Origin of the sequence: Nonomuraea polychroma (genome assembly GCF_004011505.1) — a bacterium.
Lineage (GTDB): Bacteria > Actinomycetota > Actinomycetes > Streptosporangiales > Streptosporangiaceae > Nonomuraea > Nonomuraea polychroma.
The window spans coordinates 4,039,167-4,054,365 of sequence record NZ_SAUN01000001.1; the positions used below are offsets into that span (position 1 = coordinate 4,039,167).

Annotated in this window: 19 protein-coding genes; 15 read left to right on the top strand and 4 right to left on the bottom strand. The window is 68.7% G+C overall.

From position 1 onward, the window contains the following. Window positions 1–5 precede the first annotated feature (5 nt). The 7 genes from EDD27_RS55555 to EDD27_RS58715 all read left to right on the top strand — a co-directional run bounded on the left by EDD27_RS55555 (window position 6) and on the right by EDD27_RS58715 (window position 3,624). Entirely contained in the window at window positions 6–323 is a 318-nt protein-coding gene (locus tag EDD27_RS55555; RefSeq protein WP_206641492.1) for a hypothetical protein, read from the top strand. Then, window positions 314–679 carry a hypothetical protein gene (locus EDD27_RS55560; protein WP_206641493.1) on the top strand — a complete coding sequence of 122 codons (366 nt, stop codon included), beginning with the start codon at window positions 314–316 and terminating at the stop codon, window positions 677–679. The genes EDD27_RS55555 and EDD27_RS55560 overlap by 10 nt, the downstream gene beginning before the upstream one ends. A 347-nt stretch (window positions 680–1,026) precedes the next feature. Then, complete coding sequence (locus EDD27_RS18395) at window positions 1,027–1,527, top strand: hypothetical protein (RefSeq protein ID WP_127933517.1); 501 nt, start codon at window positions 1,027–1,029, stop codon at window positions 1,525–1,527. 6 nt (window positions 1,528–1,533) lie between these two features. After that, entirely contained in the window at window positions 1,534–1,824 is a 291-nt protein-coding gene (locus tag EDD27_RS18400; RefSeq protein ID WP_127933518.1) for a DUF3817 domain-containing protein, read from the top strand. Next, window positions 1,821–2,495: an HD domain-containing protein gene (locus tag EDD27_RS18405; RefSeq protein WP_127933519.1), complete on the top strand. Its 675-nt coding sequence runs from the start codon at window positions 1,821–1,823 to the stop codon at window positions 2,493–2,495. Before EDD27_RS18400 ends, EDD27_RS18405 begins: the two co-directional genes overlap by 4 nt. A gap of 70 nt (window positions 2,496–2,565) precedes the next feature. After that, window positions 2,566–3,009, top strand: a complete 444-nt coding sequence (locus tag EDD27_RS18410; RefSeq protein WP_127933520.1) for a hypothetical protein — start codon at window positions 2,566–2,568, stop codon at window positions 3,007–3,009. 72 nt (window positions 3,010–3,081) lie between these two features. Continuing rightward, on the top strand, window positions 3,082–3,624 hold the full coding sequence (locus EDD27_RS58715; RefSeq protein ID WP_127940778.1) for a recombinase family protein: 543 nt from the start codon (window positions 3,082–3,084) through the stop codon (window positions 3,622–3,624). Between the two features lie 234 nt (window positions 3,625–3,858). On the opposite strand, the gene EDD27_RS55570 is transcribed toward EDD27_RS58715, so the two are convergent. Beyond that, on the bottom strand, window positions 3,859–4,242 hold the full coding sequence (locus tag EDD27_RS55570) for a hypothetical protein (protein ID WP_206641495.1): 384 nt from the start codon (window positions 4,240–4,242) through the stop codon (window positions 3,859–3,861). 57 nt (window positions 4,243–4,299) lie between these two features. Between EDD27_RS55570 and EDD27_RS18430 the strand changes: the two genes are divergently transcribed. The 5 genes from EDD27_RS18430 (at window position 4,300) to EDD27_RS18450 (ending at window position 9,438) form a co-directional block, all read left to right on the top strand. After that, a complete protein-coding gene (locus tag EDD27_RS18430; protein WP_127933521.1) occupies window positions 4,300–5,175 on the top strand; it encodes a LysR family transcriptional regulator in 876 nt (291 codons plus the stop codon). A 196-nt stretch (window positions 5,176–5,371) separates the two neighbouring features. Beyond that, complete coding sequence (locus tag EDD27_RS18435) at window positions 5,372–5,683, top strand: hypothetical protein (protein ID WP_127933522.1); 312 nt, start codon at window positions 5,372–5,374, stop codon at window positions 5,681–5,683. Window positions 5,684–5,887: 204 nt separating this feature from the next. After that, window positions 5,888–6,358: a four-helix bundle copper-binding protein gene (locus EDD27_RS18440; protein WP_241564108.1), complete on the top strand. Its 471-nt coding sequence runs from the start codon at window positions 5,888–5,890 to the stop codon at window positions 6,356–6,358. Window positions 6,359–6,528: 170 nt separating this feature from the next. Then, on the top strand, window positions 6,529–8,253 hold the full coding sequence (locus EDD27_RS18445; protein WP_127933523.1) for a DPP IV N-terminal domain-containing protein: 1,725 nt from the start codon (window positions 6,529–6,531) through the stop codon (window positions 8,251–8,253). A gap of 468 nt (window positions 8,254–8,721) precedes the next feature. After that, window positions 8,722–9,438 (top strand): alpha/beta hydrolase family protein, encoded by a 717-nt coding sequence (locus tag EDD27_RS18450; protein WP_127933524.1) that lies wholly within the window; start codon window positions 8,722–8,724, stop codon window positions 9,436–9,438. Between the two features lie 323 nt (window positions 9,439–9,761). On the opposite strand, the gene EDD27_RS18455 is transcribed toward EDD27_RS18450, so the two are convergent. After that, on the bottom strand, window positions 9,762–10,238 hold the full coding sequence (locus tag EDD27_RS18455; protein ID WP_127933525.1) for a carboxymuconolactone decarboxylase family protein: 477 nt from the start codon (window positions 10,236–10,238) through the stop codon (window positions 9,762–9,764). A 270-nt stretch (window positions 10,239–10,508) separates the two neighbouring features. Between EDD27_RS18455 and EDD27_RS18460 the strand changes: the two genes are divergently transcribed. After that, complete coding sequence (locus tag EDD27_RS18460) at window positions 10,509–11,438, top strand: RNA polymerase sigma-70 factor (RefSeq protein ID WP_127933526.1); 930 nt, start codon at window positions 10,509–10,511, stop codon at window positions 11,436–11,438. A gap of 44 nt (window positions 11,439–11,482) precedes the next feature. On the opposite strand, the gene EDD27_RS18465 is transcribed toward EDD27_RS18460, so the two are convergent. Further along, window positions 11,483–11,938 carry a DUF6463 family protein gene (locus tag EDD27_RS18465; RefSeq protein ID WP_127933527.1) on the bottom strand — a complete coding sequence of 152 codons (456 nt, stop codon included), beginning with the start codon at window positions 11,936–11,938 and terminating at the stop codon, window positions 11,483–11,485. A 201-nt stretch (window positions 11,939–12,139) separates the two neighbouring features. On the opposite strand from EDD27_RS18465, the gene EDD27_RS18470 reads away from it, so the two are divergent. After that, a complete protein-coding gene (locus EDD27_RS18470) occupies window positions 12,140–12,706 on the top strand; it encodes a TetR/AcrR family transcriptional regulator (RefSeq protein ID WP_127933528.1) in 567 nt (188 codons plus the stop codon). Between the two features lie 216 nt (window positions 12,707–12,922). On the opposite strand, the gene EDD27_RS18475 is transcribed toward EDD27_RS18470, so the two are convergent. Then, window positions 12,923–13,936 (bottom strand): GlxA family transcriptional regulator, encoded by a 1,014-nt coding sequence (locus tag EDD27_RS18475; RefSeq protein WP_127933529.1) that lies wholly within the window; start codon window positions 13,934–13,936, stop codon window positions 12,923–12,925. Between the two features lie 122 nt (window positions 13,937–14,058). Here EDD27_RS18475 and EDD27_RS18480 point away from each other — a divergent pair, with 122 nt between their 5' ends. Continuing rightward, the gene (locus EDD27_RS18480; RefSeq protein WP_127933530.1) at window positions 14,059–15,024 is read left to right on the top strand and encodes an NADP-dependent oxidoreductase; all 966 of its coding nucleotides are present in this window, start codon (window positions 14,059–14,061) and stop codon (window positions 15,022–15,024) included. Window positions 15,025–15,199 lie beyond the last annotated feature (175 nt).

The window sequence follows — 15,199 nt, forward strand, 5'->3', positions numbered from 1 at the left end:
ACCGTATGAGCTCGTTCCTGCCCCACCGGACATTACTGGGAGCCGGCCTCGCCGGCGCAGCGGGCCTGGCGGTCGGCACGCCTTCCGCTTCAGCCGCCGACACCGGCGATCAGTACGCCGACCTCTCCTTTCCCACAACACGTATCGCCCGGGCGGCCCACCGGCTGGTGACGGACGCACAGGAGCCGTACCTTCGCAATCACAGCCTGCGCAGCTTCGTGTTCGGACGAGCTGCCGCCGCCCAGGCCGGACGCCGACCGGGCCCGGGACTACAACGCCGAAGTCATGTTCCTCATTTGCGGTGCTGCACGACATGGGACTGACCGAACGCGCCGACACCGGCCAGCGGTGCGAAATCGACGGGGCCGACTTCGCCGCCCGGTTCCTGGAGAAGCACGGCATCACCGACGGCCGCGTCGACACCGTCTGGGACGGCATCGCTTTGCACACCTCCTACGGTTTCCACCCATCGCCGGTGTTCGCCCGGCGCCGCCCGCCGGAGATCGCGATCGCCCAGGACGGCATCGGCATCGACCTGACCGGCGGGCCCGACCAACTGCCCGCCGGATATGCCGATCGCGTGCACGCCGTTTACCCCCGTCACGGTGGCGCCCGCGCACTGACCGACGCCGTCATCGCGCAGGGCCTCGCCGATCCGCGAGAACGGCGCCGCCCATGACCCTGCCCGGCGAGATCCTGCATCAGCGGCACCCTGAGGCTCCCTACACCTCCTGGGAGGGCTTCCTCGACGCCAGCGGCTGGGACGACTGACGGCACCTCTCGGCCCATTGAGTCGCTGCCGTTGTCCGATCTCATGACCAAACGTGGCTGCTTCGGATCGACGCAGTCATATGTCAGATGAACGCACAACACCATGCACACGGTGAGCATCCATGCTGATCCATCGGCAGTGGGCCTCACCCCCCCTGGTGCTGGTCACGTGCATGATTTCGCTACCCCGACTTCCTTCAGAGCCTGATGCTTGCCTGCTGAGCTTCAGACACTCTGAAAGTTAGAGAGAGAACCATGGAGTATTTGTTGCTGTCGATGCATGTCGTGGCCGGCATCGTGTTCGTCGGAGGCTCGGCGGTCGCGACGAGCCTGTTTCCCCGCTACGTCCCGCTCATCGCCGACGTTCCGGTCGGCGGGGGCGAGCCGGACGCCCCTGGCACCCCGCCGTCCGAAACCTCGCAAGCGACGGAAGAGCGCAACCGCGCTGTGGCCGTCTCACTGCACCGCATCACCCGTGGCTATAGCGCGTTGGGTCTGATCGTGCCGGCTGCCGGTATCGTCCTGGGCTTCGTCCAAGGCCGCAGTGGCGAGATCTGGATCACCCTTGCCATGGTCCTCACCGCCGCCGCGGGCCTCCTGCTGGCGCTGCAGATCTATCCGCGCCAGCGCGACGCGCTCGCCGAACCCGGCGACCGCGACCGGTTGCGCACGCTGTCCATGCTCGCCGGCCTCTACAACCTCCTGTGGGTGGTCGTCGTTGTTCTGATGATCGTACGTCCGGGCGCGGGAGCGTGATCTGGAGTGCGTACGCTGCGGATCGCGGCCGTCGTTGAGGCCGTCTCCTTGATGGTTCTGCTGATCAACCTGTTCGCCACCCACATCAAAGCGATCTCCTCTCTGGTCGGTCCGCTGCACGGCATGGCCTACCTCGTCGTCATTACGGCCACGGTGCTGGCCCCGGCCACCGCCTCATCCGGCGCCCGCTGGCGCGCCGCCATCCCCGCCATCGGCGGACTGCTCGCACTGTGGCAACTCCGTGACCGTTCCCGAGCAAGCAATCCCTCACCGGCAACCCCAAGGAGACTGACGTGAACGACACATTCCACGAATTGCCGATCCCCCGCACTGAGCTGGCACTGGCCGCCCTGCGTTTCGCCCGCGGCATCGAGGACCGGGCGATCTTCAACCACAGCATGCGGTCCTATCTCTACGCACGCTTCCTCGGCGAGCGCGAAGGTCTGCGACCAGGCCGCGACTACGATGACGAACTGCTGTTCCTGGGCTGCGTGCTGCACGATGCCGGGCTCAGCGACCAAGGCAACGGCGAGCAGAGTTTCGACCTCGACGGCGCTGACCTGGCCGCCGCCTTCCTCACCGAACACGGGCTGGCACCGGAGAAGGCGGAGATCGTCTGGGACGCCATCGCCCTGCATCTGTACCCTGGGATCGCCGGGCGCAAGCGACCCGAAATCGCGCTGGTGACGGCTGGCTCGGGATTCGACCTCGGCCCTGTCGGGCCGCACACCCTTCCCGCCGGCTACGCCGACCGCGTCCATGCCGTACTCCCGCGCCTGCACGCCGCGGCCGTGCTCAAGGACACGATCGTCGGTCAGGCACTCGACAAGCCGCACAAGGCGCCGCCGTTCACCATGCCCGGCGAACTCCTTCGCCAAAAGACCCAGGTGACCTGGCCTACCTGGGAGCAACTCATGGCCCAGAGCCCCAGCTGGCGGGACTACGACGGCTATCGGTCGAACACGTGATCGCAGTTCATCGCAGGACGCGCCGAGTCAGCGCAGTGAAGAGGGCACTTCTTGAGCATTGGAGACACGGATGAACACGAGCGAGATCGTGCTGCTGGCGACGCTGACTGCGGCGATGTTCAACGTCGGGGTCATCTGGCTCACGCAGGTCGTGGTCTATCCCGTCTGGGCGCTGGTCGGCGAATCAGAATGGAGCGCCTACCACGAGGCCCACAAGCGGCGCCTGCCGGGTACGGCCTTCATCCCGCACGGACTGGCCATCCTGGGCGCCCTGCTGCTCATCGTGCTGCGGCCTTTGTATGTGCCAGGCTGGGCCGCCTGGCTCGCGTTCGCCATCGAGGCGGTCATGCTGGCCGCGACCGCGGCGTACTGGGCGCCGCTCCAAGTGCGCCTCAGCCGTCGACGTGACCCCCGACTGCTGCGCCTGCTGCTTGCCACGCACTGGATCCGGGTCGGGTTGATCACCGTGTTCGGCGCGCTGCTGTGCTGGATGGTAACGCTCGCCTTCAGTTGACTTGCGATCTAAGTGGGCGGTTCGCGAGTTGTAACCGTCCTCTGATATCCCCTGCTTGGCACATCTCGGGACATGCAGAACTACCCGGCAGAGTTCGGGAAACGATTACTTCTCATACGGGAATCGATCAAGGCAGTGCATCCTCCGCCGGAGGCAGAACCCATTTGTGAATCCCGACATGATCGCCCGCATGGAACGAAGCTGTGTTTCTCATCCTGCGCCGCCCCGGCCGGCTCACCCTGCTGCACCGCCCAGGGCAAGGTCGCCATCCATTACCACACCGCCCGGTTCCGGCTCGTGCCCTCGCTCGCTAAAGCGCTGAACGTCCCCACCCCGGCCGTGCGCAAGCCCGGGACGGTCTGGGGCGAACTGCCCTGCCCTGTAGCGGCCGGCGTCGAGCCGGCCGGGCACGTACGGATCGGGTACGCCCGCGCCTCCATGCTGCGCCAGTCCCTGGACACTCAGCTCGACTCCCTCACGAAGGCCGGCGTCACCCGGATCTTCTCCGAGAAGATCTCCACCCGCGCCACGAGGCGACCCGAGCTCGAACGCGCCGTCGCGCTGACCCGGGAACTGCGGGCCTCCGGTGTCGAGGTCACCCTCGTGGTCCACTAGCACAAGCGGCTCGGCCGCGGCATCGACCTGGTCACCCTCGCCGAAGAACTGAAGGCGGCGTTCTCGCTCAACAGCCTGGAGCTTCGGAGCGTTCTTCGGAGTACACATGACGATCTCCGCGCCGTTCCAGGCAAAGATGATCGGGACGTTGCGGGGTGTGCCGTCCTTGGCGACGTAGGCCAGGCGGGTCACGTCGCGGGCCAGCAGTTCTTGACTGATCGTCGGTTCAGAATCTCAGTGATCTCGTACGGTTGCACGGTCATCCCTCTCGTTGTGGTCTTTCTTGGCCCAAAAGCGGATCTGGTCGCAGGTCGGCCGCGATGCGTCGTCAGCTGAGCTGCTCGGCCAGTCCGACGATGATCCCTTCGGGGCCGCGGACGTAGCAGAGCCGGTAGCTGTCCTCGTACCGCGCCAGCCGTACGCGGCCAGCGCCGCCAGCAGCGCGGAGTCCGTACGGTCGTACACCAGCGTGGCGAGCGCCAGCCCGTTCAGCGTGGTCGAGGCGACCTGCGCGCACGAGGCCGTGAACAGCGGCGTGAACTCGGGCGTGCGGAACAGTTCCCGGTACGTGTACATATCGGCGAACCTCCAGGTGATCTCAACTCCGAGTCTGCCCATGGGGGTCACATGCGTCTAATGCCACTCTTGGCGAAAATCCATTGATATCTTTGATGAATGCTCGATATCGTCCGGCTGCGCGTCCTGGCCGCGGTCGCCGCCCACGGCTCGGTCACCGAAGCCGCCAAGGTCCTGCACTACTCGCAGCCCTCGATCAGCCACCACCTGGCCCGGCTGGAGGCGGCGACCGGCGCCAGGCTCATCCAGCGCGTGGGGCGCGGCATCCGGCTCACCCCCGAAGGAGAACTGCTCGCCCGCCGCGCCACGGAGATCGTCGGCCGGGTCGACGCCGCCGGCGCCGAACTGGCCGCCCAGCTCGGGCTGCAGACCGGCCGGGTCCGGCTCGCCGCCTTCAGTTCCGCCCTGAGCGTCCTGGTCCTCCCGGCGGCCGTGGCCCTGCGCGAGTCGTACCCGAACATCGAACTGCACCTCGGCGACGCCCATCCCACGGCCGCCCGCCGGATGCTGCGCGAGGGATCGGCAGACCTGGCCATCGTGTTCTCGTACGAGGACACGATGCCGGACGACGGCATCCGCTACTCCTACCTGCTCGACGACCCGGTGTACCTGCTCAGCCGCGAGTCGGGGCAGGCCCTCACCGACCACCGGGACTCGGCTTGGATCGCCGGGTGCCCGAACTGCCGCGGCGACCTCGTCCGGATCTGCGAGGCTGCCGGGTTCACCCCGCGCATCGCGTACAGCAGCGACGACATCCTCGTCCAGCAGGCATTCGTCGCCGCCGGGCTGGGCGTCACCACCATGCCGGGACTGGCCCTGCGCACCCACCACGCGGAGGGGGTCAAGGCCACCGAACTGACCGCCGTGCGGCGCCGGATCCACCTGGCGGCGTTCGGCGAGCCACCCGACCCGCCCGCCACCACCGCCTTCATCACCGCCCTGCGCACCACCCTCGACGGGCACCGTCCCGGCTAGGCGGTTACGGGTCGGCTACGACCGCGTCCGCGTCCTGATGGAGCTCACCTCGCCTCGCCCCCACCAGCTGCGCCACCCAGGCGCCACTCACATCGGCGAGACCAAGGTGCCGCTCCAGCTCTCGGCTCGGCCTCCGGCCGGCGCAGGGCCGTCACGAGCACTGCGGGGCCACTGCTAACGCCAGATCAAGCTCATCGTGATCACGAACTGGGGCCACATACGGCGCCCCCAGAGCGGGACCCGCACGGGCACGCTGGAGGTGTACTACGGCTCCAGCACCGGAAAGAACTGCGCCCTGGCCTACGGCTACGGCGCCTACGCCAACACCATGAGCTGGAAGAGAGTCTCGATCTCCAGAGCCGACGGCAGCCAGGAAGACACCGATGCCGACTATTACCAGTACTACGCCGGCCCGGTGTACGTCTCGGCGCCTGGCCAGTGCATTGACGTCGGCGCAACGGTGCCGGCCTGGAAGATCACCGAGCTGAACAACGTCCACTGCGGCTGAAACCTTTTGACCAGGCCGGGTGCGCGCCCAAGTGGGGCTGGAGGGAGTTTCTTGACGCAGCCGGCCCTCGCGGACACGGCGGCACCCCGCTCATCACCCGATTCTTCTCGAGTACTACGGCGACCTCTCAAAATGCCATATCCAGGCCTGCATGTGGCCGCCGCGGGTAGGCGTTTCCGGACACCCGATACCAAGGAGGTCACCATGACCTATACCGAGAAGATGCTGGACGCCTACCCGGCCGAGATCAATATCGACCACAGGCAGCTGGCATCCGTCATCGACGCGCTCGAAGCCTGCGCCCAGGCATGTACGGCCTGCGCCGACGCGTGCCTGTCGGAGCCCGCCGACCGGCTGCCGATGCTCAGCCGATGCATTCGCGACAACCTCGACTGCGCCGCCATCTGCTCGACCACCGCAGCGGTCCTGTCGCGGCACACCGGCTACGACGCCAACCTCTCGCGCGCCCAGGTACAGGCCGCGATCCAGGCGACGAAGACCTGCGGCGACTCCTGCTCCGAGCACAGCAGCCGGCACGAGCACTGCCGCATCTGCGCAGAGGCCTGCCGCGAAACCGAGCGGGCACTCAAAGCCCTGATGCCCCAGCTCGAACCGACGTCGGCGACCACTGGTCCGCCCAGCCAGAGCGCACCGCAGCAGCAGCAGCCGCGCTAGGCCGCGTACCTTCGTGACCTCGCGCTGACGACGGGAGCGCGGGCGTCTGTGATCTTCTTGCCGGCCGCAGACGCCCGCGCCTGTCACGAGCTCGACTTCAGCGGGTGTACCGGACCCACGCCTTGACCTCAGCCTTGCGGCGGGCTTGACAGCCATGCCTATGATCCCCCATGCCTCCCCTCACGCTTCCCCGCCAGCATGCCCGCACGGCCCGTTTCAAGCTCGGCATCCCGCGGGACTTCACGATCTCCCCGGATGGCGCCCGGGTGGTCTTCCTGCGGTCCTCGGCCGGTGACGACCCGGTGAACCGGCTCTGGACGCTGACGGTGGCCACCGGGGAGGAACGTCTGCTCGTGGACCCCGGCACCCCGTCGGGCGCGACATTGCCGGAGGCGGAGCGCGCACGCAGGGAACGCACCCGCGAACGCGCGAGCGGCATCGTCGCCTACGCCACCGACGCCGCCGTCACCAAAGCCGTCTATGCGCTCGACGGCGAGCTGCACACCGTCGACCTGCTGACCGGCGCGATCACCCCGCTCGGTGCGACCGGCTCCGACCCGCGGCTCGACCCGTCCGGGCACCACGTCGCCCACGTGTCCGACGGCGCGCTGTACGTCGACGGCAGGCCGGTGCTGACACCCGACGGCCCCGAAGTGGCCTGGGGACTGCCCGAGCACGTGGCGGCCGAGTCGATGGCCAGGCACAGGGGCTACTGGTGGGCGCCCGACGGCACGCGCCTGCTGGTGGCGCGCGTGGACAACACTGGGGTGAGCAAGTGGCACCTGTCCGAGCCCGCCGACCCGGGCAGGCCGCCCAGAACCATGGCCTATCCGGCGGCCGGCACCGCCAATGCCGATGTGACGCTCTGGCTGACCACGCCGGCCGGAGAGCGTACCGAAGTGATCTGGGACAGGACGGCGTTCGAGTACGTCGCGGCGGTGTCGTGGACCGGGCAGGGCCTGCTGGTGCTGGTGCAGAGCCGTGACCAGCGCACCACCCGAGTTCTGCAGGTCGACCCCGGGACGGGCGCCACCACGCTGCTCCGCGAGGACACCGACGACGCCTGGCTGGAGCTGGTGCCCGGCACGCCCGCCCGCACAGCCGGTGGGGAGCTGGTCTGGACGGTGGACCGGGACGACACCCGCCGCCTGATGGTGGGAGACGACCTGGTCACGCCTCCGGGCCTGCAGGTGCTGCAGATCCTGGCGGTGGACGGCGACACCGTGCTCGCGCAGTGCTGCGACGAGTCGACCGAACGCCACCTGTACAGCTACTCCAGGGCCGAAGGGCTGGTCAGGGTCACCTCCGAGCCAGGGGTGCACACGGGCACGCGTGGCGGCGGCGTCACGCTTGTCGTCACCCGTACCTTGGAGGAGCACGGGGTACGCGTCACGGTCACCGGCGGGCGGGCAGCCACGCGGATCGCCTCGAACGGCGCGATCCCGGTCCTGCGCCCGACGGTGGAACTGGTGTCGCTGGGCAAGCGGGAGCTGCGCGGCGCGATCATGTTCCCGACGGGGCACGTGCCGGGCTCGCAGCGGCTGCCGGTGCTGCTAGCCCCGTATGCCGGACCGGGGGGCGCCCTGGTCCTGCGGGGACTGGACGACTTCGCGGTCTCGCAGTGGTTCGCCGACCAGGGATTCGCCGTCCTGGTCGTGGACGGGCGGGGCACACCGGGCCGGGGGCCGGCCTGGGAGCGGGCCATCCACCTCGACAAGCTGAGCGCGGCGCTGGATGACCAGGCCGACGCGCTGCTGGCCGCGGGCCGCCCGCACACCGTCCTGCCGCTGTCGGGCGTCTCGCACATGGCCGCCCAAGAGGAGGTCGCCGAGAACCTGCTCCTGCTGGAGCTGGACTTCCTGCGCCGCAATCTTTCTCCAGCAACCCCCCTATGACCACGCCCTCTAGCGCAACGCATGCCCTCCGTCGTGCCCGGATCGGGCGTCCGGGCCTTTCGGCGCTCAGAGCTCGACGACGATGACGAGGCGAGACGGGCATAGCCGTCTTCGAAGTCCTCGAGAGCGAACCCGCTGTCGATCACCGGTCGTAGCCGGCCTCCGGCGGCCGGCTCGCCGACCTCCTTCAGGGCGGGGGTGATGCTCTCGTCGCTGTCGGCGTGCAGCCCGTAGCCGGCGAAATCCGAACACCTGCTTCCACGCCCCGACGCTCTTGGCCCGCAGAACATGGGCCGGACTTACCCCACCACCACGGAGATGGAGCCGCTTGTGGTACGTTCGGCGTCGCCGTGTACTGCTGCGAACTGAGGAGGTGAGACCGATCAACGCTGTGACAGGTCGGGCCTCCCTCCCCCGTATTGCCTAGGGAGCGCCCGCACAAGGCATCCCGAAAGGCTTGAAACGCGCATGCGCTTCACCTCGCAAACGTCGACCGACGGCGTCACCGAACGATCCTTCACCCTCGGCGAGATCCCCGGCGTGCTGTGGACGCCGGAAGACGCTGAACCCCGTGCCCTGATCCTCATCGGACACGGCGGTGGCCAGCACAAGCAGGCTCCTGGCGTCGTGGGCCGCGCCCTCCGGCTGGCGGCCGAGTGCGGTTTCGCGGCGGCGGCCATCGACGCCCCGGCTCACGGCGACCGGCCCAAGACCGCCGAACACGACCGGATCATCACCGAGATGCGGGCCTGCATGGCCGACGCGGGCGACCCGGTCCCGCTGCTGGCCGAGCTCCACACGCTGCTCGCCGCCCAGACCGTCCCGGAGTGGCGCTCAGTCCTGGACGCGGTCGGGGATCTGGGCCCAGTGGGTTACTGGGGTACGTCACTGGGCTGCGCTCTCGGCATTCCGTTGGTCGCCGCCGAGCCACGGATCCGCGCGGCGGTGCTGGGACTGAACGGGACGTCGTTGGCCTCGGCCGAGGCCGCCGCCGGGGTCACCGTCCCCGTGCAGTTCCTGGTGCAGTGGGACGACGAGCGGGTGCCGCGCGAGGAGGCCCTGGCGCTGTTCGACGCTCTGGCCTCGGCTGAGAAGACGCTGCACGCCAACCCCGGCAAGCACGGGGACGTGCCGGCCTTTGAGGCGGACAGCGCGTTGCAGTTCTTCGCCCGGCATCTGGGCTGATACCGCCGCCTGTGGCCTGCGACGCGCCGATCGGGATCCGTTCCCGATCGGCGCGTTCATTCCTGGAGTTCTTCCGTGAGCCGCGTTCCCTGCACCCCGCCGGGAAGCGCATCGCGATCCCGTACGACAACGACTCGCCGCTTCGGACCAGCCAAGCGGTGCCGCCGGGCCGCGGACTGGGCCGAGGCCGGCAATGTCGAGATCGCTCACACCCCGACGATGGCTGCCGCTCCGCCCGGTTCGATGGTGTCGCCGCCGAAGTCACGGCGAAGGGTTTTCGAGCGCTGAGCTCATGACGTTCCTTCCCCACAGGGGAATTCTCGTTATCCGAACTGGCCGGGCTGGTAGTCGCCGGCGGGCTGCTGGACGATGACGTTCAGGCGGTTGGCGGCGTTGATGAGGGCGATGAGCGACACCAGGGCGGCGAGTTGCTCCTCGTCGTAGTGCTTGGCGGCAGTCGCCCAGGCCTCGTCTGTGACGCCGCCGGCGGCATCAGCGATGCGGGTGCCCTGCTCCGTCAGCTCCAGGGCGGCGCGCTCGGCGTCGGTGAACACCGTGGCCTCCCGCCAGGCCGCGACCAGGTTGATGCGCACCGAGGTCTCCCCGGCATGCGCGAGGTCCTTGGTGTGCATGTCGGTGCAGAAGCCGCAACCGTTGATCTGGCTGGCGCGGAGCATCACCAGGTCCTGGGTCGCGGGCGGCAGCGTCGACTCCTTGATGATCACCCTGCTGGCCGAGGCGATGTACTTCATCGACTTGGCTGCGAGCGGGCTGCCTGCGAGGTTCAAGCGAGGTTCCATGATGCATTCCCTTGTGTTGTCGCGTGTGGCGCTGAACGAGCACAAGATGCCGGCGACCCGATCCTTGTGACAGCGCGGTTACGTGACGTGCGTCACAAGCAGATGGCTCCACCGGTGGAACCTGGCACCCCGGGCAGCTCACGACATTGCCTCGGCGTCACGTCATCCGGCAGCGGACGACAAGGATCGGCTACCGTCTCGCTGTCACAAAACGGCGGGACCCGGTGTCTGGTGGGTGTGACAGCCTCGAGAAGTGAACAGGAGCCAGCCATGGCCGGCACGCCGCAGCCCGCGCCCGAAGATCGTGGCGACGACATGAGCCAGGACCACCGCCCGGACTCCGCCACCGAGGCGTTCCTCGCCCACCGCAACCTGCTGTTCACCGTCGCCTACGAGATGCTGGGCTCGGCCGCCGACGCCGAGGACGTCCTGCAGGAGTCCTGGTTGCGGTGGGTGGGCGTCGACCTCGGCACCGTGCGGGATCAGCGCGCGTACCTGGTCCGGATCACCACCCGCCAGGCGCTCGTCCGGCTGCGCACGCTCGGCCGGCGCAAGGAGTCCTACGTCGGCCCCTGGTTGCCCGAGCCGCTGCTGACCGCTCCGGACGTGGCCGAGGATGTCGAGTTGGCCGAGAGCGTCTCGATGGCGATGCTGCTGGTGTTGGAGACGCTCACGCCGACCGAGCGGGCGGTGTTCGTGCTGCGCGAGGTGTTCGATCTGGGCTACGACGAGATCGCGGAAGCCGTCGACAAGAGCCCGGCCGCGGTGCGTCAGATCGCCCACCGGTCACGGGCACATGTCGCGGCGCGCCGACCGCGCGGGGCCGTTTCTCCGGCCGAGGCCCGCGGCGCGTTCGAGGCGTTCCAGCGGGCGGTCGAAACGGGCGATCTGCAACGCCTGCTCGACATCCTCGCGCCCGATGTCGTCCTCCTGACCGACGGTGGCGGCATCAAGCTGGCCGCGCTGGCGCCCGTCGTGGGGGCCGGCAGGGTGGCCGACGTGCTCGGCAAGATCGCCGGCACGGCGTCGCTGCGGTCGGCGCAGGTCAATGGCTACCCGGCGCTGATCATCCAGCTCAACGGCGAGGTCGACACCGTCCTGGCGGTACGCATCGACGACGGCGTCATCACCGGGCTCTACGCCGTGCGCAACCCCGAGAAGCTGTCACATATGGAGCGGGAGACCACGGTGAGCCGCTGAGCCCGGCGACGTACCCGACACGCATCCGCCAGCGGGGGTGCGCATCACGCCAGGTCCCTCTCCCGGCCGCGGGATGCTTGCGGCCGATCGTCCTTCCGCGCTGCCACGATGATGAGTGCCCCGGAGATGATCCCGGCGAAGAACGGGGACGGCACAAGAAGGACACCGCCTAACGCACACCACGTCGCGAGGCCCCAGCCGATTCCGGCGGGCAGGGCCACCCCGTGTCCGGCAAGGTGCCATGTCAGGCAGCCCAGGAGAATGAGGGGGACGGCGAAGCTTCCCGGACCGGCCCAGAAGGTGACCTTGTTCTGAAGGGACTCCACGGTCTGAGCGGCGTCCCCGTCCGTGAGGGCGAGCGGGACGGCTGCCCACATCCCCCGATCCGCCCAGCCGGTGATGTGCTCGCGGGCGACGAGCGCCAGCAAGGACAGGTGCCCTGTCCCCAGCACGAGCATGATCCCGCTTGCCCAGCGGAGCAGCCGCTTTCTGGAGTTCATCGCGACGTCCCTTCTCCGCACTCCACCCCCGCATGGTTGCGGTCGGCCCGCGGTCTCTTCCCGATCACTCCGACGCGGTCTCCGGTGTCCGTCGCGTAGGTCATCCAACGCATGGAGAACCTCCCTTTCTATGTTGGTCAACACAGGCTATATCAGCCAACATTTGCTCTGTCGTCCGGCATACCTGGTTAGATGGACCGCATGGCCACGCGACGTATCGAGAGGACTCAAGAGAGCCGCCGGCTGCTGGTGGCGGCCGCCGCCGGGCTCTTCGCCGAGAAGGGATACCGGCAGACGAGCTTCATCGACATCGCCGACAAGGCCGGCATCAGCCGCGGCTCCATCCCCTGGCACTTCGGCAACAAACTCGGCCTGCTGGAAGCAGTGGTCGACGACCAGCTCCGGGCCGTGCTGACCGGTTTCGCCCCGGCCGACCGGCAGCGCGGCGGTGATCCGCTCGACGAGGTCATGGGCTTCATTCGCCTGCCTGTCACGCGCTTGTTCATCACCCTGCTCGCCGAGGCCGTGGAGGTCGACTCGCCGATCCGCGAGCACTACGCGCGGCTTCACGCGGCGCTCCGGCAGGCGGTGCAGGCGCGGATACCGGCACACGCGCTGCCCTCGGGCACGACCCCGGAGGCGTTCACGGTCCTGCTGGTGGGGACCGTGATCGGCGTTCATGCTCAGTGGCGGGTCGCTCCCGAGGCGGTGGACCTCGAGGCCGTCCGCTCCGCGATCCGCGCCCTGCTGCCGGCGAGCCTCGGATAGAACTTCCGGCAGGCCGGCCTGCCGTCCGGCGTCAGCTCTCCCGTCAGCGAGTGCATCATCCGCATGGTGCCGTTCCTGCGGGGCACGCGCCGCCCAGTCGCCGAAGAGTGCGCCGGCAGTGCGGTTCCGCTCGCTGGTCCGCTGGCGGCCGCCGCCCGCCGACCGACCCCTTACCTCTATTCACCGACGTCCGCGACCAGCAGGGCCACGGTGCACTTACGGGCGGCCGGGGCGAACTTGCGGCAGCTCAGCTGCGTGCTCGGGTGGCGATTCGTGCGTGTGGAAGGTGCGCCGATAGGCCATCGGCGAGACGCCGATCGCCGCGTGCAGGTGGTGGCGGAGCGAGGATGTCGTGCCGAAACCGGTCTGGTGGGCGATGAGGTCCACGGGCAGGTCGCTGGCTTCCAGCAAATGACGGGCCCTGTCCACGCGCTGCCGGATCAGCCACTGTCCCGGCGGCATGCCGACCTCCTCGCGGAAGCGGCGGATGAACGTGCGTACGCTCATCCGCGCATGCGCGGCCAACTCCGGCAGCGGCAGCGACTCGTGCAGGCGTTCCAGGGCCCAGGCGCGGGTGGGCGCGGTACTGGCCGTCGACGGCGCCGGGACGGGCCGTTCGATGTACTGGGCCTGGCCACCCTCGCGCCATGGCGGAACGACACAGCCACGAGCCACCTTGTTCGTCACCTCGCTGCCGTGGTCGCGGCGGACGAGGTGCAGGCACAAGTCCACCCCGGCCGCCGCACCCGCCGAGGTCAGCACATCGCCATCGTCGACGAACAGCACGTCTGGATCCACCCGTACACGGGGGAAGAGCCGCTGGAAGTGTTCGGCATGGCCCCAGTGCGTAGTCGCCGGACGGCCGTCGAGCAGACCCATGGCCGCCAGCACGTACGATCCGACGCAGATCGACACCATGCGGGTGCCGGGCCGCACGGTCGCGAGCGCGGCGCGGAGCGGGTCCGTCAGCCTTCCCAGTTCGTGGATCATCCCGGCACCGTAGGCGGCGGGGATGATCAGGGTGTCCGCCGTGGCGAGGGCTTCGGCTCCATGCTCGACGGCGACGCTGAAGTCCGCCGTGGTCCGTACGGGGCGACCGTCGACGGTGCAGGTGATGACTTCGTACAGCGGTTCGCCGTCCGGGCCCTCGGCGATGCCGAAGACCCGGGACGGGATGCTCAGCTCGAACGGGATCACGCCGTCGAGGGCGAGTACGACGACGCGATGCATGGCGTGATCCTTGCGCACAATGGCAATCATGCCACTTCTTCCACGCCTGTTCATCGCGGAGGCTGGTCACCGGCGCTGCAATCGGCGGCGCACTCATCCCGGCATCGACGGAGCGTTCTCTCATGAGCGAAGACACAACGACGGCGGCACGGATGCGCGCGATCATCCAGGAGTCTGCGGGCGGCCCCGAGGTGTTGACCCTGGCCGAGGTGGACCGTCCTGAGCCGATGCCGACGGAGGTCCTGGTCCGGGTGCGCGCGGCCGGCGTCAATCCCACGGACTGGAAGTCACGGACGCACGGCAGGCTGCTGAACGATCCGCCCGCCATCCTCGGCTGGGACGTGTCCGGGGTGGTCGAGGCGGTGGGCCTTGGGGTCACCCGCTTCCGGCCGGGTGACGAGGTCTTCGGTATGCCGCGCTTCCCGCACAAAGCGGGCGGCTACGCGGAGTACGTGACCGCCCCGTCGCGGCACTTCACTCGTAAGCCGGCCGGCCTCGACCACGTGCACGCCGCGGCGCTGCCATTGGCGGCGCTCACCGCGTGGCAGGTCCTGTACGACACCGCGAACGTGCAGCCGGGCCAGCGCGTGTTGATCCATGCCGCGGCCGGCGGGGTCGGCCATCTGGCCGTCCAGCTCGCCAAGCATCTCGGCGCGTACGTGATCGGTACCGCTCGTACGCCCAAGCACGCCTTCGTGCGTGAGCTGGGCGCCGACGACGTGATCGACTACACCGAGAGGGACTTCGCCGAGACGGTCCGCGACGTCGACCTGGTCATCGACAGCATCGGTGGCGACTATGGGATGCGTTCCCTGCGGACGCTGCGCGACGGTGGCACCCTTGTCCAACTCGCATCGGAGCCCGACGAGGACCTCCTTCGGCAGGCCGGGGAGCGCGGCATCTGGGCGGGCTCCCTCCTCGTCGAACCCGACAACGCCGCGATGGCAAGGATCGCCGAGCTCATTGAGACGGGGCGGCTGCGCGTCGAGGTCGACACCGTCCTGCCGTTCGAGCAGGCGGCCAAGGCTCACGAGCTCGGCGAGACCGGCCGTACCACCGGAAAGATCGTGCTCACGGTCGCAGGATGACCTGCACCGGCGGCAGGTCCCCGGGTTGGAAGTCCAGAATCCCTTTTGTCGTGACGAAGTGATGCGACCGGCCGATCAAGTAGGGCCAGCAAGCTCGGGAGGCTCAAGGAGCGAGCAGCCGCCCGGCACCTGACAAGGGGCTGGTTCTCATAAATGCTCGATCGATCATCATCCC

Coding starts and splice junctions, on each gene's coding strand:
- EDD27_RS18445 (WP_127933523.1), top strand. CDS start 6,529: ATGCCTCCCCTCACGCTTCCCCGCCAGCATGCCCGCACGGCCCGTTTC.
- EDD27_RS55560 (WP_206641493.1), top strand. CDS start 314: ATGGGACTGACCGAACGCGCCGACACCGGCCAGCGGTGCGAAATCGAC.
- EDD27_RS18410 (WP_127933520.1), top strand. CDS start 2,566: ATGAACACGAGCGAGATCGTGCTGCTGGCGACGCTGACTGCGGCGATG.
- EDD27_RS18470 (WP_127933528.1), top strand. CDS start 12,140: ATGGCCACGCGACGTATCGAGAGGACTCAAGAGAGCCGCCGGCTGCTG.
- EDD27_RS18430 (WP_127933521.1), top strand. CDS start 4,300: ATGCTCGATATCGTCCGGCTGCGCGTCCTGGCCGCGGTCGCCGCCCAC.
- EDD27_RS18440 (WP_241564108.1), top strand. CDS start 5,888: ATGACCTATACCGAGAAGATGCTGGACGCCTACCCGGCCGAGATCAAT.
- EDD27_RS58715 (WP_127940778.1), top strand. CDS start 3,082: ATGCAGAACTACCCGGCAGAGTTCGGGAAACGATTACTTCTCATACGG.
- EDD27_RS55555 (WP_206641492.1), top strand. CDS start 6: ATGAGCTCGTTCCTGCCCCACCGGACATTACTGGGAGCCGGCCTCGCC.
- EDD27_RS18450 (WP_127933524.1), top strand. CDS start 8,722: ATGCGCTTCACCTCGCAAACGTCGACCGACGGCGTCACCGAACGATCC.
- EDD27_RS18475 (WP_127933529.1), bottom strand. CDS start 13,936: ATGCATCGCGTCGTCGTACTCGCCCTCGACGGCGTGATCCCGTTCGAG.
- EDD27_RS18480 (WP_127933530.1), top strand. CDS start 14,059: ATGAGCGAAGACACAACGACGGCGGCACGGATGCGCGCGATCATCCAG.
- EDD27_RS18455 (WP_127933525.1), bottom strand. CDS start 10,238: ATGGAACCTCGCTTGAACCTCGCAGGCAGCCCGCTCGCAGCCAAGTCG.
- EDD27_RS18395 (WP_127933517.1), top strand. CDS start 1,027: ATGGAGTATTTGTTGCTGTCGATGCATGTCGTGGCCGGCATCGTGTTC.
- EDD27_RS55570 (WP_206641495.1), bottom strand. CDS start 4,242: ATGGGCAGACTCGGAGTTGAGATCACCTGGAGGTTCGCCGATATGTAC.
- EDD27_RS18460 (WP_127933526.1), top strand. CDS start 10,509: ATGGCCGGCACGCCGCAGCCCGCGCCCGAAGATCGTGGCGACGACATG.
- EDD27_RS18465 (WP_127933527.1), bottom strand. CDS start 11,938: ATGAACTCCAGAAAGCGGCTGCTCCGCTGGGCAAGCGGGATCATGCTC.